General features: G+C 47.4%; 24 protein-coding genes. 16 read left to right on the top strand and 8 right to left on the bottom strand.

Annotated elements, in window-relative coordinates; translation table 11 throughout:
• The first annotated feature begins 77 nt into the window (after positions 1–77).
• The 3 genes from ACUC6J_RS23440 to ACUC6J_RS23430 all read left to right on the top strand — a co-directional run bounded on the left by ACUC6J_RS23440 (position 78) and on the right by ACUC6J_RS23430 (position 3,576).
• The gene (locus tag ACUC6J_RS23440) at positions 78–1,445 is read left to right on the top strand and encodes an MFS transporter (RefSeq protein ID WP_330720741.1); all 1,368 of its coding nucleotides are present in this window, start codon (positions 78–80) and stop codon (positions 1,443–1,445) included.
• A gap of 65 nt (positions 1,446–1,510) precedes the next feature.
• Positions 1,511–2,101, top strand: a complete 591-nt coding sequence (locus ACUC6J_RS23435) for a GNAT family N-acetyltransferase (RefSeq protein WP_447249499.1) — start codon at positions 1,511–1,513, stop codon at positions 2,099–2,101.
• Positions 2,102–2,415: 314 nt separating this feature from the next.
• Positions 2,416–3,576, top strand: a complete 1,161-nt coding sequence (locus ACUC6J_RS23430; RefSeq protein ID WP_447249498.1) for a cation:proton antiporter — start codon at positions 2,416–2,418, stop codon at positions 3,574–3,576.
• Positions 3,577–3,687: 111 nt separating this feature from the next.
• Here the strand turns inward: ACUC6J_RS23430 and ACUC6J_RS23425 are convergent, their stop codons facing one another.
• Entirely contained in the window at positions 3,688–4,323 is a 636-nt protein-coding gene (locus ACUC6J_RS23425) for an NAD(P)-dependent oxidoreductase (RefSeq protein ID WP_045244705.1), read from the bottom strand.
• Positions 4,324–4,582: 259 nt separating this feature from the next.
• On the opposite strand from ACUC6J_RS23425, the gene ACUC6J_RS23420 reads away from it, so the two are divergent.
• Positions 4,583–5,536: an alpha/beta hydrolase gene (locus ACUC6J_RS23420; RefSeq protein ID WP_025366098.1), complete on the top strand. Its 954-nt coding sequence runs from the start codon at positions 4,583–4,585 to the stop codon at positions 5,534–5,536.
• A gap of 78 nt (positions 5,537–5,614) precedes the next feature.
• Here ACUC6J_RS23420 and ACUC6J_RS23415 read toward each other — a convergent pair whose 3' ends face one another.
• Positions 5,615–6,112, bottom strand: coding sequence for a DUF1036 domain-containing protein (locus ACUC6J_RS23415; protein WP_045244703.1), 498 nt, complete (start codon positions 6,110–6,112; stop codon positions 5,615–5,617).
• 247 nt (positions 6,113–6,359) lie between these two features.
• On the opposite strand from ACUC6J_RS23415, the gene ACUC6J_RS23410 reads away from it, so the two are divergent.
• From ACUC6J_RS23410 to ACUC6J_RS23400, 3 genes are all read left to right on the top strand, one after another.
• The gene (locus tag ACUC6J_RS23410; RefSeq protein ID WP_016822729.1) at positions 6,360–6,917 is read left to right on the top strand and encodes a glycerol-3-phosphate responsive antiterminator; all 558 of its coding nucleotides are present in this window, start codon (positions 6,360–6,362) and stop codon (positions 6,915–6,917) included.
• 55 nt (positions 6,918–6,972) lie between these two features.
• Entirely contained in the window at positions 6,973–8,463 is a 1,491-nt protein-coding gene (gene glpK / locus ACUC6J_RS23405) for a glycerol kinase GlpK (RefSeq protein ID WP_026065518.1), read from the top strand.
• A 227-nt stretch (positions 8,464–8,690) separates the two neighbouring features.
• The gene (locus ACUC6J_RS23400; protein WP_049828225.1) at positions 8,691–10,394 is read left to right on the top strand and encodes a glycerol-3-phosphate dehydrogenase/oxidase; all 1,704 of its coding nucleotides are present in this window, start codon (positions 8,691–8,693) and stop codon (positions 10,392–10,394) included.
• A gap of 151 nt (positions 10,395–10,545) precedes the next feature.
• On the opposite strand, the gene ACUC6J_RS23395 is transcribed toward ACUC6J_RS23400, so the two are convergent.
• Together ACUC6J_RS23395 and ACUC6J_RS23390 are read right to left on the bottom strand one after the other, a co-directional pair.
• Complete coding sequence (locus ACUC6J_RS23395) at positions 10,546–11,223, bottom strand: CidB/LrgB family autolysis modulator (protein WP_016822732.1); 678 nt, start codon at positions 11,221–11,223, stop codon at positions 10,546–10,548.
• Entirely contained in the window at positions 11,220–11,591 is a 372-nt protein-coding gene (locus ACUC6J_RS23390; protein ID WP_016822733.1) for a CidA/LrgA family protein, read from the bottom strand. The genes ACUC6J_RS23395 and ACUC6J_RS23390 overlap by 4 nt, the downstream gene beginning before the upstream one ends.
• A 131-nt stretch (positions 11,592–11,722) precedes the next feature.
• Between ACUC6J_RS23390 and cidR the strand changes: the two genes are divergently transcribed.
• Complete coding sequence (gene cidR, locus ACUC6J_RS23385; RefSeq protein ID WP_025366094.1) at positions 11,723–12,628, top strand: cidABC operon transcriptional activator CidR; 906 nt, start codon at positions 11,723–11,725, stop codon at positions 12,626–12,628.
• Positions 12,629–12,691: 63 nt separating this feature from the next.
• Here cidR and ACUC6J_RS23380 read toward each other — a convergent pair whose 3' ends face one another.
• Positions 12,692–12,865, bottom strand: coding sequence for an aspartyl-phosphate phosphatase Spo0E family protein (locus tag ACUC6J_RS23380; RefSeq protein WP_013373596.1), 174 nt, complete (start codon positions 12,863–12,865; stop codon positions 12,692–12,694).
• Between the two features lie 134 nt (positions 12,866–12,999).
• The gene (locus ACUC6J_RS23375) at positions 13,000–14,076 is read right to left on the bottom strand and encodes a diguanylate cyclase (protein WP_016822735.1); all 1,077 of its coding nucleotides are present in this window, start codon (positions 14,074–14,076) and stop codon (positions 13,000–13,002) included.
• A gap of 166 nt (positions 14,077–14,242) precedes the next feature.
• Between ACUC6J_RS23375 and ACUC6J_RS23370 the strand changes: the two genes are divergently transcribed.
• The 3 genes from ACUC6J_RS23370 to ACUC6J_RS23360 are packed head-to-tail and all read left to right on the top strand — an operon-like array spanning position 14,243 to position 17,761.
• Positions 14,243–16,615: an ATP-dependent DNA helicase gene (locus ACUC6J_RS23370; protein WP_447249497.1), complete on the top strand. Its 2,373-nt coding sequence runs from the start codon at positions 14,243–14,245 to the stop codon at positions 16,613–16,615.
• The gene (locus ACUC6J_RS23365; RefSeq protein WP_447249496.1) at positions 16,605–17,114 is read left to right on the top strand and encodes a MarR family winged helix-turn-helix transcriptional regulator; all 510 of its coding nucleotides are present in this window, start codon (positions 16,605–16,607) and stop codon (positions 17,112–17,114) included. The genes ACUC6J_RS23370 and ACUC6J_RS23365 overlap by 11 nt, the downstream gene beginning before the upstream one ends.
• A 38-nt stretch (positions 17,115–17,152) precedes the next feature.
• Positions 17,153–17,761 carry a pentapeptide repeat-containing protein gene (locus ACUC6J_RS23360; RefSeq protein WP_447249495.1) on the top strand — a complete coding sequence of 203 codons (609 nt, stop codon included), beginning with the start codon at positions 17,153–17,155 and terminating at the stop codon, positions 17,759–17,761.
• Between the two features lie 76 nt (positions 17,762–17,837).
• Here the strand turns inward: ACUC6J_RS23360 and ACUC6J_RS23355 are convergent, their stop codons facing one another.
• Entirely contained in the window at positions 17,838–18,431 is a 594-nt protein-coding gene (locus tag ACUC6J_RS23355) for a hypothetical protein (RefSeq protein WP_017428635.1), read from the bottom strand.
• A gap of 214 nt (positions 18,432–18,645) precedes the next feature.
• On the opposite strand from ACUC6J_RS23355, the gene ACUC6J_RS23350 reads away from it, so the two are divergent.
• On the top strand, positions 18,646–19,602 hold the full coding sequence (locus tag ACUC6J_RS23350) for a nucleoside hydrolase (protein ID WP_013373589.1): 957 nt from the start codon (positions 18,646–18,648) through the stop codon (positions 19,600–19,602).
• Positions 19,603–19,733: 131 nt separating this feature from the next.
• Here the strand turns inward: ACUC6J_RS23350 and ACUC6J_RS23345 are convergent, their stop codons facing one another.
• Complete coding sequence (locus ACUC6J_RS23345) at positions 19,734–20,918, bottom strand: GAF domain-containing sensor histidine kinase (RefSeq protein WP_039276440.1); 1,185 nt, start codon at positions 20,916–20,918, stop codon at positions 19,734–19,736.
• A gap of 368 nt (positions 20,919–21,286) precedes the next feature.
• On the opposite strand from ACUC6J_RS23345, the gene ACUC6J_RS23340 reads away from it, so the two are divergent.
• From ACUC6J_RS23340 to ACUC6J_RS23325, 4 genes are read left to right on the top strand one after another with little or no spacing between them, the layout of a single operon-like run.
• A complete protein-coding gene (locus ACUC6J_RS23340; RefSeq protein WP_016822742.1) occupies positions 21,287–21,892 on the top strand; it encodes a hypothetical protein in 606 nt (201 codons plus the stop codon).
• Positions 21,876–22,388, top strand: coding sequence for a hypothetical protein (locus ACUC6J_RS23335; RefSeq protein ID WP_447249494.1), 513 nt, complete (start codon positions 21,876–21,878; stop codon positions 22,386–22,388). Before ACUC6J_RS23340 ends, ACUC6J_RS23335 begins: the two co-directional genes overlap by 17 nt.
• Before the next feature lie 14 nt (positions 22,389–22,402).
• Positions 22,403–22,780 carry a DUF4280 domain-containing protein gene (locus ACUC6J_RS23330; RefSeq protein ID WP_017428631.1) on the top strand — a complete coding sequence of 126 codons (378 nt, stop codon included), beginning with the start codon at positions 22,403–22,405 and terminating at the stop codon, positions 22,778–22,780.
• Between the two features lie 48 nt (positions 22,781–22,828).
• Positions 22,829–25,582, top strand: coding sequence for an NlpC/P60 family protein (locus ACUC6J_RS23325; protein WP_447249493.1), 2,754 nt, complete (start codon positions 22,829–22,831; stop codon positions 25,580–25,582).
• Positions 25,583–25,683 lie beyond the last annotated feature (101 nt).

Genomic DNA, 25,683 nt, shown 5'->3' with positions numbered 1-25,683 from the left:
TGATTTTCCTCTGATATAGGCCCGCTAGAATGTTCTTATTGCTAAAGAAGCAGAAAATGAGAGCAGGGTGAGTAGAAATGAAGGAAAATAAAGAATTGCAATCCACGCCTAGCATTTGGCGTAATGGTCGTTTTCGGCGGATGTTTGCGGCACATACCGCTGCTTCCTTTGGTGATTGGTTTGATGCTATCGCCATTCAGGTGCTTGTAGCTTACCGCTGGGAAGCCGATCCCATGCTGATTGCGCTGATTCCGGTAGTTATGGCGCTACCGGGTCTGCTGCTCGGTTCCATTGCAGGCACGTTAGCCGACCGGGTACATAAGGCCCGACTGATGATCGGCTGCGATGTAGCTGTCGCCTTATTGACGCTGACGATTCTCGCCGTCCCTGGTCCGGTGTGGCTGTTGCCTTTGCTCGGCTTGCGCGCGGCGGCTGGCGTATTCCAAATGCCGTCACAGCAAGGTTTGACTCGTACAGTAGTCGCCAGTGGCGACCTATTCCGTGCAACCTCACTGAATGGCCTGGTCAATCAGGCCTCCAAAGTGGCGGGACCATTGCTGGGCGCCATGACCTTGACTGTGCTGTCCCCGCAAGCATGCATTATCCTGAATGCACTGCTGCGCCTCTGCTCCGGCCTCTTGCTATGGCCGCTGCGCGGAATCGGTCCGGCGCTGGCCAGCACAGACCAGCAAGCGGTTGCTGGTGCTGACGAGCAGCTAGGAAAGTCGACATCGGTTACAGCGCATGGGGCTGATGATGCCAAGATGCAGGGAGAGCCTGCTCACGTATCCCGTTTTTTCAGCCAGTGGCGGGAGGGTTGGGCGTTCCTCTGGCGCAGTCGAATGCTTTTGCATACGCTCATATTCGGGCTGTTCGGCTTGATCGCCATTCTTATGATCGACTACCAGTTCCCTACGTTGCTGAGAGTGCTCGCTCCGGGCAACGAATCGCTGCTTGGCTGGCTGGTTTCCGCCATAGGTGCTGGCGCTGTTGGTTGTATGCTTGTGCTTAATCGCTTGAATCGTATAAGCGCAGGCTGGGGACTCGGTGGAGGCTATGTGCTGATTGGCGGAGCGATTGCCGCTTTAGGCTGGGCGCAGCCCGGGACAGGACTACCCGTACTGCTTACGATCGGGGCTATGCTAGGTGTGGGGAATGGTCTGTACATTATCACCCAGAATTACATATTACAAGCCAAAACCCCTGCTGATATGGTGGGGCGTGTCTTCGGTATTCAAAGTACCGTGATTGGAGCGATCATGGTCATTTCGCCGCTTACCGGGGGAGTATTGATCCGAATAGCAGGGGCAGGAACGGCTTTTGTCTGGATCGGGATGTCTGTTGGAATCCTGGGTTTGGCAGGACTTCTGCTTCAATCTGTAATTTGGCGCGAGTCTCTTGCTGATCCTCCCCCTTCGACTGAACAAAATGTCGATCTAGCGTAATCGTTTGCTTCCATTTAAGAAATTTATATTATTGTAGCATCAATATTTTTAGCATAGGAGAGATCATGTTGACTGAAAATTATTCGTCCGTAACGCCAGTGGCACGACTGCTTGAAGGATCACGAGTGTACTTGCGTCCCATTAACGTGGAGGACACCGAGCTGTATTATAATACGTTGTTTCATCAGGAAGTGCGGAGGCTGACGGGCACACAGCGAAGCTTTACCAAAGAGCAAATTGCTCGTTATATAGAAGCTAAAGGACAGGATTCCTCAAGCCTGCTGCTGCTCATTGCACTTCAGGAAGATGATCGTGTCATCGGGGATATTGCGCTACAGGATATGGATAGCCTGAATCACAGCGCCAATATCCGTATTGCGATCAATGAGCATGGGGATCAAGGCAAAGGCTACGGCACCGAAGCGCTTGTGCTCATGCTAGGCTATGGATTCGGTATTTGTAACCTGCATCGGATTGAGCTGAATGTATTTGATTTTAATGAACGGGCCATCCGTTGCTATGAAAAAGTAGGCTTTCAACGTGAAGGTGTGCAGCGGGATGCTTTATTTTACAATTATGAATACCATGATTCGATTCTGATGAGTATGCTGCAGCATGAATACTGTGCCCGGTATGTGGAAAAAACAAAAAGTTGACTCAATGACGTTTACAGGGGTTTAAAGAAGAGATATAATTAAATGATAAAGTTACTTGTTTGCGCAAGGATGACCGACAACATCAAATGAATATATGAATTATCGGAGGAGCCTGTCACCAAGGCTCCTTTATGTCTTTTTAGGGGAACCTGTGCTGTATGTAGGGTTTCCCTTTTTATTTTGCGAGTTGTGGTCTGTTAAGGTCAGACACATATTTTGGACGATTGTTCTGCATTTTATGATTATCCGTTTTCTTCAATTGTAGATGATGCGCAAATGAGTTCAAGGATTAAATAAAAGGAGGTTATAAACCTATGCAATTTATATTGTATCTTCTTTTGATTCTATTGTTTACAAAAGTAGCCGGTCATTTATCGGTTAAGCTCGGTCAACCTGCGGTATTGGGGAAGCTGATCGCTGGTATCGTGCTGGGCCCGGCAGTTTTGGGATGGGTACAAAATGATTCGCTGATTCATGACATGTCTGAAATCGGCGTGTTGCTGTTGATGTTCATTGCCGGGCTGGAGACGGATCTGGATCAGCTTCGGCGCAACTGGAAGCCTGCGGTAGCAGTGGCTGTCGGGGGTATTATTTTGCCGTTACTCTGTGGTTTTGGCGTTGGTGAAGCCTTTGGATTTTCCGTGCATGAAGGATGGTTTTTGGGGATTGTCTTGAGTGCTACTTCCGTAAGCATTACAGTGCAAGTGCTCAAGGATATGAACAAGCTAAATACCCGAGAAGGCTCGACCATTTTGGGTGCGGCAGTGCTGGATGATGTGCTTGTCGTGGTGCTGCTTGCGGTCATGATGAGTATATTCGGTATGGGCGGAGAAACTTCGCTGGGACTTCTTGTTGGCAAAAAGCTAGTTTTCTTCGTAGTAGCTATTTTGGGTGGCTGGTTCGTTGTTCCATGGATTATGAAAATACTTGCCCCCCTCAAAGTGACCGAAGCTGTGATTACTGCTGCGTTGGTCATTTGCTTCGGTTTTGCGTATTTTGCAGATTTGATGGGTATGGCGGGCATTATCGGAGCTTTTGCTGCCGGGATTGCCATTTCGCAAACAAGCTTTAAGCCTGTCGTAGAAGAAAAGGTGGAGCCCATCGCTTATTCCATCTTTGTGCCAGTATTTTTTGTCAGCATTGGCTTAAATGTATCTTTTGAGGGAGTGGGGCAGCAGCTTGGGTTTGTTGTTGTTTTGACCCTGATAGCACTGGTGACGAAGTTGGTCGGAGGAGGCATCGGCGCGCGGCTGACAGGTTTTAATACCCGTTCCTCGCTTGCGATTGGTTCTGGCATGATATCTCGCGGAGAAGTTGCGCTTATTATCGCAGCCACCGGGCTGCAAACAGGCCTGCTGGCACAACAGTATTTTACATCAGTCATCATTGCCGTTATTTTGACGACTTTGGCTGCACCTCCAATTCTTAAGCTAAGTTTTAGTGACAGGAAGACTGTAAGCCGAGTTAAACAGTAGAAGATTGGACGAACCAGACATACAGTAAGACCCTTCTGATTCATTTTCCAAGCAGGATGGAAAGTGATCGAAGGGTCTTTTTATGTTGGAATGTTCGGTTCGGTCGTAGAATTAGGACTCGGATACGACGGTGAAACGTTGATTCAAATGTTGTGGTTTTTCAATTTCGTCTACTACGGCAACTGCATAATCTTCATAGCTGACATAGCTTGCACCTTTGGAATTAACCAGTAGTGTGTCTTTGCCCACTTGGTAAGAGCCTGTACGTTGGCCGAGAGCAAATTCCGCGGAAGGACTAATAAACGTCCAGTTCAGGTCGCTGGTACCGCGTAGAATGTCCAGGTTCTTCCCTTGGTTATGAGCTGTTGGATATACAAAATCAGGGAAGTCGGGAGTATCCTTGACCAAGAGTGTCTGAGATTCATCCGTAAACAAGCTGCCTGCACCACCTACGACAATCAGGCGAGTACCGGATACATTGCGGAGAGCCTCAATTAGCACGTTACCTGCATCTACATGCAGATGCTCTTGTCCGAACGGAGCGGCAAAAGCATTAACAACGGCGTCAAAACCTTTCAGATCATCTGTTTTCAGGTCAAAAACGTCTTTTTGTACTACAGTTGCACGATTATCCGTTACTTTAGCTGGGTCACGGACGATGGCGGTTACTTCATGCCCTCTGTCTAATGCTTCTTTTACGATATTACTTCCTGCTTTACCGCCTGCACCAATAACTGCAATTTTCATAATAGAATAGCCTCCTAAAAAATAATTTGGATGATTTATTGGCTTAATTCATGCGTTGTATGATGTTCATACTTGAACTTTAATATGTAACCATTATAGTTACAACATAAAATAAAAGTCAAGCTCTTCTTTGGGCAAAATAGAGTCCTCCGATTGGAAAGAGAGGAACTCGTTTAAATATAAGGTGATACTGAATGAATAAATGTAAACCATATTGAATACATGTAGACCGCAAATAAGAAAGGAAGAGTGAAACGATATGAGTAAAAAAGTACAGCTGGAGCCCGCAGCGCAAAAATTCGCAGACGATAATGCCAAGCCTCCGTTTCTGTATGATTTGGGTCCTGAAAAAGGACGTGAAACGGTCAATGAGGTTCAATCCGGTCCAGCAGATAAACCTGCCGCAGATCTGGAGGATCTGTCGATTCCAGGTGGCCCTGGCGGTGAGGTGAAGGTCAGAATTGTTCGCCCCCAACAGGTGACAGGTGATCTCCCGGTGATTGTATATATCCACGGAGCAGGCTGGGTATTCGGTAATGCTCATACGCATGACCGTCTGATTCGTGAATTGGCAGTAGGCTCACAGGCAGCTGTTGTATTCCCTGAATACAGCTTGTCACCTGAAGCTAAATATCCGACGGCGATTGAGGAAATTTACGCGGTCGTTCAATGGGTGGCACAGCATGGGCGCGAGCATGGGCTGAAGCCCGATACGCTAACGATCGCCGGAGATAGTGTCGGTGGTAACATGACTGCAGCTGTAACTCTGCTGGCCAAAGAACGCAGTGGCCCTGCCATTCGGCAACAGTTGCTGTTCTATCCGGTGACGGACGCTTCTTTTGATACGGAATCGTACCATGAGTTCGCCACAGGGTATTTCCTGAGCCGTGAAGGGATGCAATGGTTCTGGGATCAATATACGACAGATCCTAACGAACGGGCGCAGATCACGGCGTCCCCGTTACGTGCTACCACGGATCAGCTCAAAGGGCTACCACGTGCGCTGGTTATTACAGGCGAGGCTGATGTGTTGCGTGATGAAGGGGAGGCTTATGCGAACAAGCTGCGTGAAGCTGGGGTAGATGTAACCGCTGTACGCTTTCAGGGCATCATACACGATTTTGTGATGTTGAACCCATTGTCGGAAACCGCGGCCAAGCGCGGTGCGATCACGCTTGCTACCTCGTGGCTGCGCCAAGGGTTTGGGGGCTAATAATACACAGTTAGTATGTAAGGAAGCGCCTCCCAGCTCATGGCGGGAGGTGCTTCTTTTGGTTCTGTTTATTTAATTCTATTTGCGTTTACCATATAGCGGTTTTCTATTCTTGCCTAACTTACCTAATTTTCCAGGTGATTTTATAAAGCTGAACTTCCCTAATTTTAAATTGGTTTTTCTTTTTTTCGCCACTAGAGTACGTCTTGACTTAGATGCACTTTGGGTACTATCTACAAGGTTTAGAGTGTAGTTTTCAAAATTGCCAACATTGATCTCCTCGAACCCCACGCTTCTACAGCCCTGGCCCTGGCAACTTGCTATCCAGCATCTTGTGAAAGCCTCTCTAGGAACATCTGTGTAGAAATCACCGCCCCACGAATTACCAAAACTGTCATGTCCGTAGACATAAAACGTTTGGTTTGCGGCTGATCCAGCTACAAGAAATGCGCGTCTACCGGGTTCTATACGGTACCACCCTCTCTTAGCATAGGTGATAGGACTACAACCAGAATCATAGTATCCAACGGCAACTGAAATAGGGTTAGACGTACTGTTACGAACATAAAAACCCATTCTATTCACTCCATTCTTTGAAAGATTAATATCAATCTATGCGAATTCTCTGAAAAAGTAATAGACATACGGACAACCAAAAAGTACAAAAAAAGAACATGAGATGATCCATGGATGTGGTTTATAAATAAAGGAATATATGGAGTGTAAAGGGATATTCTTATGGAACCGCTTCACGTTCGTCGACCAGAGTGATAATATAAAATTTGAACGAATTTGACCGCCATTCGGCCTAAGGAGGATATCCATGCCATTTCAGGGACAACGCATTTTACCTGCAGCTAAGCACATGAAGCAGTTGGAGGATATTTTGGACAGCTCTTATGAGTATGCTGTTTTTCTGGATACGCATGTAGCGCAGTTGCGCAACTTGTACCAGATGGCAAGGAGCCGCAACAAGCAGATGCTTCTGCATGCCGACCTGGTGCAGGGTTTGAAGAATGACGAGTATGCCGCTGAGTATTTGTGTCAGGAGATTAAGCCATTTGGGATTATCTCGACCCGTTCCGGGGTGATTGCAACCGCCAAAAAAAAGGGAATTTTTGCTGTACAGCGAGTGTTCCTGCTGGATACGATTGCGCTGGAAAAAAGCTACGCACTGGTGGAAAAAACGCGCCCCGATTATATTGAGGTGCTGCCTGGTGTTGTGCCACCGATGATTGCGGAGGTCAGTGAACGTACAGGGATTCCCATTTTGGCTGGCGGACTTATTCGTACCCCTGAGGATGTGGAGGCGGCGTTGGCAGCGGGAGCTACAGCAGTTACCACCTCCAATAAACAACTGTTTGAGCACTATAAGCGATAGCTTCTATTTGAATCAAGTGGGCGACCTACATAATCAGCAAGGAGACTGAAAAATGATGGAACAGTACATTCTTGCCTTGGATCAGGGCACAACTAGTTCGCGGGCCATCTTGTTTGATCGGCAGGGGAAAGTGGTGTACAAGGCACAACGGGAGTTTCCGCAGTATTTTCCCCAGCCGGGATGGGTAGAGCACAACGCGAATGAAATATGGAGCTCTATTTTGGCCGTCATCGCCTCTTGTCTGTCGGAATCAGGTGTAAAAGCCGGTCAAATTGCTGGAATTGGCATTACCAATCAACGGGAAACTGTGGTGGTGTGGGATAAACATACAGGCCTGCCGGTATATCATGCGCTGGTATGGCAGTCACGGCAAACGGCCGGGATTTGCGAGGACTTGAAAGGCCGTGGACTTGATCAAACTTTTCATAGCAAAACAGGGCTGCTCATTGATCCCTACTTTTCGGGTACCAAAGTCAAATGGATACTCGACAACGTTGAAGGAGCGCGAGCCCAGGCGGAACGCGGAGAGCTGTTGTTCGGTACAATCGATACCTGGCTGATCTGGAGACTGTCTGGCGGTAAAGCGCATGTAACGGACTATTCCAACGCTGCTCGTACGCTAATGTACAACATTTATGAGCTGAAATGGGATGAGGAGCTGCTGGATATTCTCGGCGTTCCTGCGTCTATGCTGCCGGAGGTGAGGTCATCCTCCGAAATATATGCGAATACGGTGGATTATCATTTTTTTGGACAGGAAATTCCCATTGCCGGAGCGGCGGGCGATCAGCAAGCAGCTTTGTTCGGTCAGGGCTGCTTTGACAAAGGCATGATTAAAAATACATACGGTACGGGCTGCTTTATGCTGATGAATACCGGAGATGAACCCTGTGAATCAAAGCATGGACTGATTACGACCATTGCATGGGGGTTGAACGGTCAGGTGAAGTATGCGTTGGAGGGCAGCATTTTTGTAGCCGGGTCTGCTATTCAGTGGCTGCGTGACGGGCTGCGTATGTTCCGCGAGGCCAAAGACAGTGAAGCGTATGCGGCGCGGGTGACCTCAACGGAGGGTGTATATTTTGTCCCAGCCTTTGTGGGTCTTGGCAGCCCGTATTGGGACAGTGATGTGCGCGGCGCGACCTTTGGCTTAACACGGGGAACATCCAAGGAGCATTTTATACGAGCGGTACTGGAATCGCTGGCCTACCAGACCAAAGATGTTCTAACCGCCATGGCGAGCGAATCGGGTGTACCTGTGCGCTCATTGCGTGTAGATGGGGGCGCAGTGATGAACGAGTTCCTGATGCAGTTCCAGAGCGATATTCTCGATCTGCCCGTGGAACGACCTGCTGTGAACGAGACAACGGCACTGGGGGCGGCGTATTTGGCAGGGCTGGCAGTCGGCTTCTGGGACAGTTTGGATGAAGTCCGGGGATATGCTCAGAGTGACCGAACCTTCACTCCGACCATGAGTGAAGAAGTGCGGGCTGAACGATATGGCGGCTGGAAAAAGGCAGTCCATGCCGCGATGGCGTTCAAGTAAAGGTGGTTTTACGACAGTAGGCAGTCAGCTGACAACAGGCAGATTCCCCTTTTCATCGTGTACTGTGTATGCTACGATATAGATAAGTTAATACTCGTCAGGAGACTTGGAGAGACCATGAACCGCTCGGCATCCGCCGCAGCGATGTTCGTGGTCTTTTTTTGTATCTTTTGGTGATTCGGTGTCAGATGGCAAAGCAGACATGTACGAAATTGGAGGGATAGATGATGGGAGAACAGGGATTTGCTGCACAGGAGAGAACGGCTGTTTTGGAACGTATGGGGCGTGAGCATTTTGATATTTTAATAATTGGTGGCGGCATTACAGGGGCGGGAATTGCGCTGGACGCTGCGGATCGTGGTTTGAAGACGGCTCTGGTGGAAATGCAGGATTTTGCAGCAGGGACATCCAGTCGTTCTACCAAGCTGGTGCATGGCGGTCTTCGTTATTTGAAGCAATTTGAGGTTAAGATGGTAGCCGAGGTCGGGAAGGAACGAGCTATCGTATTTGAAAATGGCCCTCATGTGACCATTCCGGAGCGTATGTTGCTTCCTTTTCACCAGGGTGGCACATTTAATGCATTCACCACCTCGATTGGTCTGCTGGTGTATGACTTCCTCGCTGGCGTGAAGCGTAGTGAGCGTCGCCGCATGCTGGACATCCAGGCTACGCTGGAGCGCGAGCCTTTGCTGAAGAGAGAAGGACTGAAGGGAAGCGGTAGTTATGTGGAGTACCGCACAGATGATGCTCGCCTAACGATTGAGGTGATGAAGGAAGCCGTTACACGAGGGGCGCTGGCCGTGAACTATGCCAAGGCTGACAAGCTGCTGTATGACAGCGGACGAATAAGCGGCGCCAGTGTAACCGATCGGATCACGGGAAAGCCATACGAGATCAGGGCTTCGCTGGTCATTAACGCTGCCGGGCCATGGGTAGATACATTGCGGGAAATGGATCGCTCCAAAGAGGGCAAGGTGCTTCGCCTGACGAAGGGTATCCACCTGGTATTCGATGCTGGGCGCTTCCCGCTTCAACAGGCAGTGTACTTCGATACACCGGATGGACGCATGGTATTCGCGATCCCGCGTGATGGCAAAACCTATGCAGGTACGACCGATACGGTATATGAGGGGGATACGTCGCATCCCCGGATGACCGCCGAAGACCGGGCGTATGTGCTTCAAGCGATCAACGGGATGTTCCCGGATGTGAAGCTGACGGTTGCAGATGTGGAATCCAGTTGGGCAGGGGTACGCCCGCTCATTTATGAAGATGGTAAAAGCCCTTCAGAAATTTCACGTAAGGACGAAATTTGGGAATCCCGTTCAGGTCTGATCACGATTGCAGGCGGCAAGCTGACAGGCTACCGGAAAATGTCCGAACTCGTCGTGGATCGCGCGGTGCGGGGGCTGGGCCGCTTGCATGGGCAAAGCTTTCGGGCATGCCGCACGAGGCATATCCCGATTTCGGGCGGCAATGTAGGCGGTTCGGCGGGTTGGGACGCTTTCGTGAGCAAGCAAGCCGCAGCGGGTGCCGCGCTCGGTCTGTCGCCAGAAACCGCCAGAGCATGGGCTGCTCGCTATGGCTCAAATGTGGAGCGACTGTTCGCCATAGCGACACGGAGCATGAAGAACGCCACCGAGACGGAAGCGGCGTTGCCTATAGAAGTGCGTGTTCCGCTATTGTACGCGATGGAACAGGAAATGACGGTGACACCGTCTGACTTTTTCATACGTCGCACTGGAGCACTGTTCTTTCAGATTGACGAGGTGAAGCGCTGGAAGCAGGCTGTCATTGCATGGATGTCCGAGTACGCAGGCTGGAGCGCCGAGCAAGAACGCCAATATACGACTGAGCTGGATGCTTATCTGTATGAAGCTGTGACACCTGTAGAGGTAGAGGCGGAACCCAGCGCTGTTAAAGCCATCTGATACAACGTGAGGGATGCGTATCCTTTACCGCTCCGCTTCTCTACAATCGTTTCGTTTCTCACCACTGCTTTAAGCGAAAAAGGGTCTTACAAAACAAAAGCAGCGATTCTCTATTCATAAGAGAATCGCTGCTTCATTGTATACAGATGGCTTACAGCATCAGGTGGAACAGGAATGGGGCAGCCGCCAAGGTAAAGAGAGCGGCGAGCACCATCGAGATGCTGGAAATCGTACCTGTCAACGAACTGAACTCGAACGCTTTGGAAGTACCCGTACCATGAGCACCGGTACCAAGCAATACCCCGCGTGAAACCTCATTTTCAATCCGAAACAGTTTGACAATCATCGGGCCGATAATAAGACCGCTCAATCCGGTCAGAATAACGAATACAGCCGTGACCGTCGGATTACCGCCAATCGTTTGCGATACATTCATCGCAATAGGTGTCGTAATGGAGCGAGGAATCAGGCTGCTTAGCAGCGAGGAGTCCAGGTGCATCCACTTGGCGAGCGCCATAGAGGACAGCACGGCTACGACAGATCCAGATAACACACTAAGCACGATTTGGGCCGCGTGTTTTTTTAACACAGGGAAATATCGGTACAAAGGGACAGCAAATGCAATCGTAGCTGGCTGTAGCAGCATGGATAGAAAATGAGCGCCTGAATTATAAGAACGGTAGTTCACACCCGTCAGCGTCAAAATCAAAATGATAACCACAGGTGTAATGAGCAATGGGGACAAATACACCTTGGGCAATGTGCGGTACATGCGTTTGGCCATCCAGTAAATAGCAAGTGTTAATATAATACATAGAAGACCGGTCATGATGATTTATGCTCCTTTCGTTTACCAAGCAGACTGGCGATCATACCTGTGCAGGCCATCACCAGGAAGGTGCCGAGCAGCACGACCAGCATAATGCTCATGCCATCGTGTTCCAGCATCGGCCAATAATTCATAACGCCAACAGCGGAGGGAATAAAGAATAATAGCAGCTCGGCCAGCAACCAGTTAGCGCCAACCTCGATCCAGCTTAGTCGAACCACGCCCGTTTGCAGCAGAATAAAGAGAATCAGCATACCGATGATACTACCGGGTACAGGCAGGTGGAGCCAGGAGACCACCGCGTTCAGGATGAGCGAAAAGGCCATCAGGACGGCGATCTGAAGGACACCGCGTATGAAGCTTTTCATATATAAAGTCTCCTATCTTCGAGATCCGTTATTTTCAAACTGTAATGAAATTTTACATCACAAGCTTTCATGAGTAAAATGCATATAAAGAATGAAGTCTATTCCGTTTGTCTATGGAAGAAGGTGTAGCTTTGGATATCCGACATTTGCAATATTTTCTGGAAGTCGCGCGGTTGCGCAGCTTTACGAAGGCAGCCCAGAGCATGTTTATTACTCAGCCGACGATCAGTAAGACGATTAAAAGCCTGGAAGAAGAATTGGGAGTTACTCTGTTCGATCGGATTGGCAAAAAAATCGAACTGACGGATGCGGGCAAGGTCATTGAGCTTCAGGCCCAAGCGATTGTGAAGTCCTTTCAGAGCCTGTCCTCGGAACTGAGTGATTTGATGAACCTGAAAAAAGGACATATCCGCATTGGTCTGCCTCCTATGGTCGGATCGAGCTTTTTTCCGCGTGTCATTGGAGAATTTCACAAGGCCTTTCCCGATGTGACGATTCAATTGTTCGAGGATGGAGCGAAGAAAGTGGAACAGGACGTAGAAGCTGGCGCGCTGGATATCGGGGTGATTGTGCTGCCACCGGTTGGAGATATGTTCGAGACATTTCTATTTGTGGAGGAAAAGCTGAATCTGCTCGTTCATCCTACGCATGCATTGGCTGAGTGCAAGGAGGTGCCGCTATCTGCGTTAGCAGAGGAGGCGTTTGTGCTGTTCCGTGAGGATTTTACGCTGCATGACCGTATCATTGCCGAATGTGTTCGTGCCGGCTTTCAGCCGCGTGTAGTCTACGAAAGCTCTCAATGGGATTTGATTAGCGAAATGGTTGCTGCCAACCTGGGAGTAGCGTTATTGCCGGAGGCGATATGCCGGGATTTGGATTCCGAACGTTTGCGTGTTCTTCCGCTGGTGGACCCTGTCATTCCTTGGCATTTGGGGATGATTTGGCGGAACGATCGGTATCTGTCCTTTGCTGCCAGAGAGTGGATATCCTTCACACAGCGATTGTTGCGGACAGAATATGGCGGAAGTCGTCGGTGAGAAGGACGGAAGTGGCTTACATCATAAAAAAGCTGCCCTGAGGGGCAGCGAAGTAGCTTGCTTTTATGAGTGTGTTTGGTTGATTGCGCGCTTGGTGTGAAGGTACTTGTCCATAATACGGTCAAGCCTGGAGGATTTGTCCAATACACGTTCATCTCTTAATCCGTGTAAGTCAGCCATGCGATTCAGTTCACGGCGTTCTTTTTCCATGAGTTTTTCCAATTGTTCGAGGTTCACAAAGCCCACCCCCCATGTCGATTGTAAGGCATGTCTCCACTAGCGGCAGAAGTTTTTTTGATAACGATGTTATTTCCATTTTACCACTTTTTATTAACATTAATCCAGCTTTCCTGACATTTAGCGACTAATAATTATGGTTTTGCCAACTTTACCCGATTGCGTCCTGACCGTTTAGCTTCATATAATGCTTCGTCTGCTTTTTCGAGTAAGTGCCTTGATGCAATGACAGGAGAACTGCCTGCTCCGATGGATACGGTTAAAGAGATTATGGTTCCGTCATTCAAGAGAAAACATTCATTTTCCACAGCTTTCCGAATCTTCTCAGCAAAGCTTGCCGCCTTTTCGGTATCACAATCTCCGAGTAAAATTGCAAATTCCTCTCCGCCCTTACGGGAGGGATATGCCCTTGTTGTAGATTCCCGGTTTAACAGAATTCCCAGTTGGCTTAAGACGGTGTCTCCGTTCAAATGACCATACGTATCATTAATTTTTTTAAAGTGGTCAATATCTAGCATCACGAGTCCGAAGGGTTTTTTTGTAGTCTTGGAAGCATGAAGTACCTCTTCGAACAGCGCATCAAAAGCACGCGGACTGTATAACCCGGTTAAATGATCCCGGTTTGCAGCTTCTTCCAGCAGATGAATAGCCCGTTCTGTTTTTTTGATATGGGACATCATAAAATAAGTGAACAAGCCGCCAAGCATCTTAACGGTTGTGATTATTATAATAGTTTCCGAATTCGGAGGATTAGCCACAAAGAAAGTAGATAACAGCGACACAACAACAGCTCCAAGCACGGCTGACATCCATTTGCTGAGTGTTAGCCTTTTTTCTCGAATAAAGATAAGTGAAACGACTAATGTCATGAAGCAATTGACAGTAGCAGTCAAAGAAATATCCGTCCAACCTCCAGTGATGTAAATACGGTACAGGCTTATGATCAGGGTGGTCAGCAGACCGGATACCGATCCCCCCATATAAACAGATATGATAATCGCCAGTTGGCGCAGATCAACCACAAAGTGCCCACGAATCCATAAACCGGTCATCATTAACAGAATGCCAAACAGACCCAGCATTAAACCGTTCATTACCCGATGAATAAGTGCGTGGTTTTTCAGGTAACGTTCATATTTCCGGGAAAATAAATTTCCAAAGAATAAGAAGCTCGTTAATAACGCAAAATTGTTAATTAATTCTTTTAACATGTCCCTGTCCTTTTTGCTGTAATGTGAGTTGTAGTATGTGGGAATAAAGTAAAAGGCCTCGTTTCTATATTTCGGTAAAAAGTAGATATGAATGAATACCAATCGACCACAAACGATTCTTATGTCCCTTACGTTTCGTTGATCTACGTGGTACAGTGTAAGGACTATGACCGGAACGGGTGATCGTATGAAGGAACCAATTCACATTTCGGTGCGTCCACTTGTGGAATATGTGCATCGAAGTGGCAGCATTCAGAGCGGCTTTCGTTCGAATAGCAGTATGCAGGAAGGAACTCGCGTGCATCAGGTTATCCAGAAAGGTTACAAGGAGCATGACCGCAAAGAGGTGCATTTACGTACAGAAATTTTGTATGAGGGTGAATTGTTTATCATTGAAGGCCGCTGTGACGGACTGATTGAGCTGGATGGCGTATGGACGGTTGATGAAATTAAATCAATCTCTCAGCCCCTCGAAGATATTCAGGGGGACGGCCAGCCGGTGCACTGGGCACAAGCATTTCTGTATGCCTATATGATTGCTCGTGAGGAACAGCATCATTCCATGCAAGTTCAACTTACTTATGTACAAGCACACAGTGAAAATATTCGCCGCTTCAGACGGATGCTAGCTTTTGCAGAGCTGGAGGCTTTCGCTCAGGAAATGATTGCTTGTTATGCACCGTATGCATTCCTGCTGAGAGCACATGCGGAGAAGAGGGATACCAGTATTGCTATGTTGGAGTTTCCTTTTGACACGTATCGCTCAGGTCAACGAACTCTAGCGGGTTCGGTGTATAAGACGATTGCCGAAGGGGTTAACCTGTTTGCCAAAGCACCCACAGGTATTGGTAAAACGGTATCCACTTTGTATCCTGCGATTAAGGCGATCGGCGAAGGACTGGCTAGGCGAGTATATTATGTAACGGCGCGTACCACCACTCGGGCAGCAGCTGAAGAGGCATATGCCCGAATGCAGGCCCAAGGGCTGCACATGCATGTGGTAACGTTGACGGCGAAGGATAAAATTTGCTTCAAGGATGAAAATGATTGCGATGCAGGAGCATGCAGCATGTGCGAGGGCTATTACGACCGGATTAACGGTGCGGTGTCCGATATTTTGGCGAATGAGACGTTAATGACGCGGGCGGTGATTGAGCATTATGCGCGCAAGCATAAGGTATGTCCCTTTGAATTTTCGCTAGATGTGGCGTATGCCTCGGATGGTATAATCAGTGATTATAATTATGTTTTTGATCCACGGATTTCTCTGAAAAGATTGCTGGAGGAGCACAAGCGAAAAGGTGTTGTGCTGGTGGATGAGGCGCATAATCTGGTGGAACGCGGTCGGGACATGTTTTCGGCGGAAATCCTTAAATCTTCTTTTTTGGAACTGAAGAGAGAATTTAAGTTGCTTAGCCCTGAGATTGCTGCGGCTGCGAGTGCAGTAAACGCACATATGATTACGCTGCGCAAGCTGCATGCAGATACAGGAAAAGCAGTGGAAACATCAGCACCGCAAGGGGTGCTAGAGCTGTTAGTGCCTTTTGTGGAAGCTGCTGAACGTGAACTGGTGACGGGGAGCAGTACAAGCCGCGCAAGCAGTGAGGGGACGGCCTACGCATTGCTTCTGGATACGTATTTTACCGCTCAAAATATGCTGCGAATCGCTGCTCTATACGATGAACGTTACATTACTTATATTGAAGCGGGGCGCAGTGAGGTGAGGATCAAGCTGTTTTGTCTCGATCCTTCGCATTTGCTGGGACAGGCTGTAAAGAACTACCGCTCAACTATATATTTTTCGGCGACATTGACACCGCTTGCTTATTACCGGGACATGCTCGGAGCAAGCGAGGAAGACTATACGTTACAGGTCCCTTCCCCTTTCCATCAGGAGCAATGGGATGTACGCCTGCTGCCGCTCTCCATCCGTTATCGGGATCGTGAGCGTTCCAAAGGGGCGATTGCCGATATGCTGGCTGGATTGGTTGCTGAGCGGAAAGGGAACGTCCTTGTGTTTTTCCCGTCTTATCCGTATCTGCGTGAGGTATATGAGGAGTTCATGCTTCGGGACGTGTCTGCAGATACGTTGGTACAAAGTCCAGGTATGACCGAACCGGAGCGTGATCGGTTCCTGGACACCTTCCAGCCTGGGCAAGAGCGTACCCTGCTTGGGTTTGCCGTACTGGGGGGTGTGTTTGCTGAAGGCGTCGATTTACCGGGTGATCGCTTAAACGGGGTAGTGGTCGTCGGCGTCGGCTTGCCGCAAATTGGAGCGGAGCGGGACGTGCTGCGGGATTATTTTTCGGAACAGGGACGAAATGGTTTCAACTATGCGTATGTATATCCAGGGATGAACAAGGTTCTTCAGGCAGGTGGCAGACTTATTCGCACAGAGCATGACGAAGGGCTGCTGGTCCTGGTAGATGATCGTTTTGCCAAGGAGCCATATGCTTCTTTGCTGCCAGACGAATGGAAAAGCTACCGTTTGACGGAACAAGCGGGATTAAGGAAGGAATGGATGGACTATGAATTTTAATTTTCATAATGATTCCATACGCGGGGTGCTGCGTAGCTTTGGACATGAGGATGCCGAAGTAGATAATATAGAGACTTTTGTGACATTTGCGCGCTTGGCTAACGGTATTTTCAAGGAAATGGATACAGATTTGACCAAGTTGGGGGCTTCTCAGGGCCGGATTATTGTTCTTAGTCTGTTGCATTGCCATGCGCCGCATCGCATGACACCATCGGAGTTAGCGGAAAAAGCGGATGTCACGCGTGGAACCATGACGGGGTTGATCGACGGATTAGAGCGAGATGGCATGATTGAACGTGTGGCTCATGAGAGTGACGGACGGATGGTGACTGTCGGCATAAAAGAGGCAGGACGAGAGCTATTAAGTAAGATAGTCCCTTATTATACGAAGCTGATTCGGTCATGCATGTCTGAGTTTACGCCACAGGATCATAAGATGATGAAGGGTTTGCTTGGAAAAATGAAAAACGGTTTTGAGCGGTCGTTGCCGAAAAGCTGAATCCCTGATGTCGGGGATAAGGAATAGGAGAGGGAAATATGTTCTTTTATACAGATGAGGTCTATGAAGGCCGTGATTTTGGCTCAATGGATGCCAGAGAAGGCGAGTGGAGAAATTGCGAGTTTACCCGTTGTCGCTTTCGGGGTGTAGAGATGAATGAGTCTCTTGTAGAAGGTTGTACCTTTGTGGACTGTGATTTTACCGGAGCCATCCTGAATGCATCTCACTACAAGGAGTCCGCTTTTACCAATTGTCTATTCACCAGCGCGAATCTGTTTGTAGTCCGGTTTGATAACTGTAAGCTGGTAGGTTCAGACTTTGCAGGGGCAAATATGGATGGGATCACGATTACGGGCGGAGACTGGTCCTATACGAACTTACGTCATGCAGATTTAAGAAAACAGGATTTGCGAAAAATACGCTTCAAGGAAGCTGATTTATCCGAATGCCATCTGGAAAAGGCAGATTTGCGGGAGGCGGATCTTACTCGGGTAAGGCTGCATAAAGCCCACCTTCAAGGAACAGACCTGCGCGGTGCGAAGATGGATGGCGTGAATTTTAAAGATTTGGAAATCACCGGAGCCAAGCTAGATATCGAGCAGGCAGTAGCAGTGGCCCGCTCCTATGGAGCCAAGATAGATGGTTAAAAGCACGGAGATACAGGGGCTGTCTCGACCTGTGTTACCCCGTGCTGGAGAATTGGAGAATACTAAGTCTGAAAAATTATTCTTTATGGGATGCCGGCAGTAGCGGAATCGCTGCTGCCGGATTTTGATTTGGCAACTGATCAACTCCGACGGGATCTAGAGGCTGCTGTGGTACTGTCCAGTTGCGTGCCGTATCTGCGGCAGTTTGCTGCTCCAGCAGGCGTTTGGCCACTTCGTAGCACTCATCAATATGCCGGTTGCCAATGGTCCGCATTGCAGTAAAGCCAATCGCTGCGGCTAGTCCTTGCCCCAGTAGAGGGACAAACTTGCTAACCTGCTTGGTGGCGATGCGAATGCCCATTTTCTGCAAAATCTTCACGATGGCTTCTCGGGTGATGAGTCGTCCGATTAGCTTGCTGCCAATTGAAGTGATAAAGCCATACACCATCGACTTTGTTTCTGCATCCAGACCCTCCAACTGCTGCTCAGATAATCCGAATTTTTCATTAATGGCAGGCAGTAGCTGCATCAAAATGCCGACATCAGCAAGAACGTCAGCCCCTGGAATGGGGACCAATACAGCTCCCCCTGAAGCTGCGGCCCTTTTCGTCACCATGGATTTACACTCTTTGCGGATCTGCTCCAACTCTTCTATTGTTCGGACTGTCATATGCATCTCTCCTTCCTACGCTTCCGATTAGGACCCATGCCTCTACCCTGTTATTACACACAATTCTACCTTTTTTAAGCATGGAGCAGATAAAAAAATCCCTGATGCACGTACTATCACACATTTACTCCTGTGTAGCGATCAGGCATAATGAAGGATGGTTGCCGATAAAAGAACAAGCCTGTTTTACGGGGATAAAGGAAGGAAGAGACAGATGAGTCAGACAAACGTTTATTTTAATCATGATGGTGGAGTGGATGATCTAGTATCCCTGTTTATGCTGCTTCAGATGGAACAGGTTCATTTGACCGGAGTATCGGTTATTCCAGCAGATGGTTACCTGGAGCCGGCGACGGATGCCAGCCGTAAAATTATTGATCGTTTTGGACAAAATAAAGGGCCTGTTGAAGTCGCCAAGTCTAATTCACGCGGTAAAAATCCGTTTCCTGCCGCTTGGCGTTTACATTCCTTCTATGTAGATGCATTACCTGTGCTGAATGAATCGGGGCGAATGGAAGCACCGCTTTCATCCCTGCCAGCTCATCAGCATCTAATTGAAAAGGTACGCGGAGCTGAAGGTAAAACGCTGTTGCTATTCACTGGACCGCTAACCGATCTGGCACGGGCGCTGGATGAAGCACCGGATATTGAAGCCAAGATTGAAAAGCTGGTATGGATGGGCGGCACCTTTGAAAAAGGGAATGTGGAGGAGCCGGAGCATGACGGTACCGCAGAGTGGAATGTGTTCTGGGACCCGGAAGCGGCCTATCGAGTATGGCAAAGCGGCATCACAATTGATCTGGTAGCGCTGGAAAGCACAAGCAAAGTGCCTTTAACTCCAGCCGTACGCAATCGTTGGGCTGCCGAGCGCCGATATGAAGGCGTTGATTTCCTGGGCAATTGTTACGCAGGATGTCCTCCGCTCGTGTATAGCGAGACCAACTCAACATATTACCTGTGGGATGTACTGACCACTGCATCTGTAGGACGCCCGGATATTGTCAAGAAAAAGACCGTGCATTGCAGTGTTATCGCAGAAGGCCCAAGTCAGGGCAGAACGGTGGAACAGGCGGATGGACGCCCTGTGAACCTGGTATATGATACAGACCCGGAAGCCTTCTTTACGTATATGGCGGATTTGGCCAAGCAGGCTGCTCCCAAACGTTACTAAGTCCAACTGTCCACAAACGTGTGGCATACAGTGATCATACTGCCTAGTGCGTATGCATAGCTAAAACCCGTGACGCTATCCGTCACGGGTTTTATTAATTGGCCCAATATGATCGCAAGCCTACCGTTTGTTCAGGCTGACTCCTGGTATATTTTCAGGGTAAACTGGAGCGTAATCTCCGTCCCTCTACCAGGTTCGCTAATCCCTGTCATTTTACCATTCATTCGTTTCAACAGCTGTTTGGTAATCTGCCAACCCAAGCCGGGATTGTCATATGAGGGAGAGTACCCATGGTCATGCTCAAGCCACAATTTCAGCTTATTCGGAGATATACCAATTCCGGTATCCTTCACCCGTACTTCCAATTCAACCTCAGGCGCATCGGTCACAGATTGAGTGGTTGCAGATAAGATGACTGATCCTGTGCTTGTAAACTTCACTGCATTATCCACCAAATTAATCAGCATACGCCGAATTTTAGCCTCATCCCCGATAAAAATAGGCGAACTGGCAAGATTCCAATCCAGCTTCAATTCTAAATTCCGTTGCACAGCTACTTCTGTGTACAAGCTCAACACATTTTCCATCATCGTTCTCAGGTCAAACGGGTCCTCAAGATCATCAATCTGTCTGGATTCAATATTGCTATAATCCAAAATATTATTCAGCAGCATCAAAAGTGAGCGACTGCTCGACTCCATGATACTCATATATTGCTGTTGTTCTTCTGTTAACTCCGTGGTCAGCATGAGATCCGTGGCTCCCCAAATTTCAGTGAGCGAAAACCGAATTTTATTACTCAGGGAAGAAATCAAATCCAGCTTGTTCATAGAAGAGACTTCAGCATCGAACTTGTCTTTTTCCAGTTCTACCACATAACCCAGAAATACAGCCATAGCCTGAAGAGCCTTTATTTCCGTTTCTGTCAAATGGGCAGATGGCGCATCCAAAACACAAATGGTTCCGTAAGCCTGACCATCTTTCATGCGAATAGGAATTCCTGTAAATGAGTGGTTCCCAATGGTTTTAGTCACATCTAAACCACATGTGTGCGGGTGAGTAGACGTTTCCGAAATGGTGAGATAATCGGCGGAATGGTTCAGCACTAGACTGCAATAGCTAAGCTCAAAAGGAAGCTCCTCACCATTGCGAACCAGTACCTCTTCCCGGTTAAATGAATCTAAAATCACATTGGTAACCCCATCATTAGCGGCAATAAAAATGGTATTTACATGTAAAATATCACTCAGCACATCAATGACGTGTGCGGTAGCTTCTTGAATACTATTATAAAAACCTGTAGGTGAAGTAGTCATGTGTCTCCAATCCTGATGCAAAGTGGTGGTTATCAAAACTCTAGTAGTTTGTGTACCCCATTCCTGGTTCTCTGAAAGTGTTGTTGGAGCGTATCGTTAATTATACATGATTATTTCATTATAAACCGAGCTTTCTACTTCGATTTACCTATTCATTTGCACAAACCTTCATCTCCTAGGTCTAGTCTACAGTTTTTCTAAGAGGTATGGGGTATGCGAGTACACATTTATGAAATCATAAAATGATTTTTTTGGGTTTTTATACATTCGTTTGCAATCTCATCATATGAAAAAAGTGTAATTAAATAGGAGAATAGAACCAGTAAAATCATGTAAATATTCTATATAATAGGTTCAGAGGTGGAATTATGAATAGACTGGAAGCCCTAGATCACTTCCACAAGACCTATGGGGAAGCTGTGTTGAATCAGAAATTACATCAGGTGGCGTCTTTGTATGAGCACAGAAAAGAAGAGCTCATCTTCTCTTTTATCCAGTCCTTTCAATTGATCTGCTTGCAAGCGAATTCTGCAGAAATGGCCAAAATAAGAATCGGATATATTACCTATTCTATGCGGCGCACATATCTGATGGATCGCAATTATAACTATGTCATCGAGGTGCATGGTAAGGATTGGTACTTTGACCCTCAACCTTGGCATGGAACCTATGATGCAGGCTGGGCGTTCAGCTTGTTGGCAGAACTGGAGGACGAACTGAATCAGCTTCGAAAACCTTATATGAATAAGGTTATTCAGCCTGATGTCGAGCGATATGTCCTTCAGGCTGCGTGGGAATTTCATCAATACATTTTGAAATTAGCTAAAGACGCTATACAGCAGGCTGTACAACTCCCTGAATTCCAAGCATTGAAATGCGAGAACGATTTGGAAATAAGAATAGGAGAGTATAAAGGAATCAGTGAGGTGGTGTATCCAACAGCTTATGGAGTACTACATGATTCAACAGGATAATCGTATTACAGAGTATATGTTTCCAGTAGAGACAAATCGTAGACAAATGTTGGAATGGGCAGAACGCTCATTGTGTACTGATGAAGAGTCTATTTTGCAATGTTATGTATCAGGCGATGCGGACTATATTGATTTTATAGAGCAACCAGTAGCCATTGTTTCTGAGCAACTAAAGGAAATCTTTGATATATACCAAGCCGGATTACGCTGGAAGCTGATTGTTTTTGCTGATATGCAGCGTATGCAGCAAACGAGGTATTGGCTGGCTCATCCGCCTAGCCTGATGTGTTTATCATCACTTAGCGAATGTCATAGGGACGGTACACTGAAGAAAATCATTTTAGATGAATATGCAGTCGAGAATCATAAGATATTCAGGGTTCAGCATGCCAATCAGCATATCATTGTGGACCTAGATGTAGCTGAATGTATTTTGAAGTTTAATCTGGCTGGCTTGAAATTACAAAAGGTTGATACGGAGAGGCCGTCTATATAAAGGAGAGTCCGATCATGAGTGAGAGCTATGTAGTGGACGGGGCACAGATACAGTGTACCTATGGAAGTCATTCGGGCAGGTTTAGTGTTTCAGCTAACAGGGGGATTAGTATTGGTGATAAATTGCAGGGGAATATTCAGGATTTTCACCCGCAGACGCATATCCCATCTTTCGGCATGTGCCGTAGTATGCACAATCCTACAGTTTCTTCTGCTAACAAGGGCAATTCTGGAAGAATCATTCCGCAACCCTGCATACCCAGCGTGTCTATGCCTTGGTTGAATGGAAAGAAGGATGTATACGTAGATCAATCTCCGGCTCTGATGAGCTGCTCCACGAACCTATGCATGTGGTGCGGAAAAATTTCATTCACGTCAGATGGGCAGGAATAGCTACTCATTGTAGAAACATCACATGTTAAGACAAATGGAGGGAGTAAGATGGGACTGGCAGGAACTGTGCTGACTTATGGAAATATTAGAGTGAATGCGCCGTATGAAATTGTCCGTCTACTGGATGTTCAATTGACACTGAAGGTAAATGAGCACGGCAAAGTGTACATCACTGCTCTCATACCGGATGAAGATCATGCGAAATATGATGGTTTAGCGCATGATGAGGATGTGCTAGAGGTATACGAGATGGATGAAGATCGAGGCACAGTAAGCATCTTTAAAGGAATCGTCACCCATATTAGAATTGGATTCAAAAATGGTGTATATCACATGTACATAGAGGCAGCCTCTTTTACATATATGCTGGATCGACAACGGAAAAATCGTTCGTTTCAAAACAGCAGCTTGACGTATTATCAATTGTTTCGGGAGCTTATAGATAGCTATCCACACGGCGATTTTATTGACCTGACAGACAGCAACCAAAAGCTGGGCGGCTTTACTATTCAGTATAGGGAGAGTGATTGGGAGTTTCTGAAAAGGATGGCCTCTCATCTGCACACTGGACTGATTGCCGAGATTACATCCGTATTTCCGCGGCTATGGTTAGGTACCTCAAAAGAACAGGTGAAAGGTGAACTGAGCAGCATTAACTTTTCCCTCCAAAAAACAAAGTCAGGCCCCCAGTATACGTATGCTGAAGTGGAGGACACGAAACGTTTTGAACTTGGAGATGTGGTCTTGTTTCGACGAAAGCATTGGGTTATTGATCAGATTCATGCAGAGATGAAGCAGGGCATTATGACATATGACTACGTTCTCGTTCCAGAAGCGGGCATTCCGAGGGAGGTTATACATAATCAGTTTATCAAAGGTGCTTCTATTGAAGGGAAAGTTATTGAATTAAATAGCGAAAACGAATCCGTTAAACTTCACTTGTCCGTAGATTCCACGCAGTCCAAAGCTGAAGGGTGCTGGTTTGCTTACCCCACTATGTATACCGGTGATGGGATCGGCTGGCATTGCATGCCCGAGCTTGGGGATCATGTCCATTTGTATTTTCCATCCAACAAAGAAAAGGAAGCTCGTGTAGTTCAATCCCTGCGTAAGAGAGACTACACAGGAGATGAAATCAGCCAGCCATCCAGAAAGCTACTTCATACCAAATCACAAAAAGTGGCGAGATTCGATGATAAGGAATTGGCCCTCTCCACCCAGAAAGACAAGATACTTGTACGCTTAAATCCTGCATCTGGTATTCACGTGTACAGTCATCACGATCTTACCTTTCACGCCGATACAGACCTGGTGCTGCATGGCAAAAAGGTACAGATGACCGCTACTCGCGAAATATCTCTGACGTGCAAAACCGGCTATATCCGAACCGATGGAACACTTCATATCAAGGCTAGTAAGTTCATGAAAAATCAGATGCCTGATGCCGAATTGAAAGCTTATCAATCCCTGATTCAAGAATTGAAGGGGAAGGGATATCCACAATGGGTACAGGATTTGATGCTTCAGTACAAAGCCGACTACTACAAGGCCGTGGCAGCAGGGGACAAAAAGGGGGCCAAGGAAGCAGCGGCCAAGGCCAAGCAATTGCGTCAGCAGGTGGCAGAAATAGATCGTATGCCTGCCTGGGCCAGAGCGCAAATGCATGGATACACGTCCCAATGGTGGGAAGCGCATGGTGCAAACGACAAGGCCAAGCAAAAGCAGATGCATCTTCTCGCCAACCAACTGCGTGACAACGTGCTAATCAACGAGCTGATTCGTGGTCATTCAGCCAAATCCTATCTGGATGCGAATCGGCTGGAGGAACTGTCCGGGCAATACGCAGATGCGGCCCATAAGCTGACCGTTGCCGACCAAAAGGCTATTGCTAAGGAAGCGGCCGCTCTGCGGAGTAAGTACGGGGTGAACAGTCAGCTTGCCAGAGAGAACTTGAACAAGCTTGCCAAGAAGTATCCAGACAGCTTCTCGTACAAGCTACCAACTACAGGCGATTGGGATAAAGAGCTTAACGCCGCACTGCATGATTTTGCGAAAAAATACGGCCTGGAGAATAAGGGCTATGGTCGGGATGTACTGGCCGTATACCTGCATCAAGTAGCCAATGGAATTCTTCCATGGCCTAAGGTTAATAAGGCTGCAACGCCAGCAGCTCCAACAACGAAAACGGAACCGGGCAAGAAGACGCCGACTACTCCTGATAAACCGTCGAAAGAGGAAACGAAGCCTACACCTTCCAGCAGTTCTGCCGAGGAGAAAAGGAAAGCCATTGTAGAATTCGCCAAGAAGTTTTTAGGCAAAATTCCTTATTGTATGGATACCAAAATTAGAACGATGAAGCTAAACCCTAATAATCCCCCTATATATATGGACTGCTCTGATTTTAGTTCCTCGGTGTACTTGACCATATTAGATGTGCATATAGGCGGTACTACAAGTGATCAAATCCATCGGGGAACAGAGATTGATCATCAAAATTTACGCTCTAGTGGAAATTATAAAAATCTGAAGTTAGGTGACTTAATCTTATTTGATTGGGGGAGTGGGGGAAAAACCAAATTCAAAGTGGATCATGTAGGAATATATGTGGGAGATGGAAAGTTCATTCACGAGCATGGTAATGCACAGACTCTTGCCGAAATGAAAAGGGACCGCAAGCCATCTCACAATGTAACAATAGATAAATTAAACACTAATTGGGGAAAGGGTTATGGTCTTATATATTCAAACGTTATCGCAATTAGACGTATTATACAAGATGATGGCTCAATAATTAATAAATAAAAAAATAAGCAATAGTTTAAAAAGCATAATAATATTTTATTCCAAGGATTCTCTCAGGAGAAAATAGTACTGCCCTGTTTAGCTAGGTAGGCTTTAATGAG

It is taken from the genome of Paenibacillus sp. JJ1683, assembly GCF_053006485.1.
The sequence above is the reverse complement of the archived record's forward strand: the minus strand, read 5'-3'. Positions and strand labels throughout refer to the sequence as shown.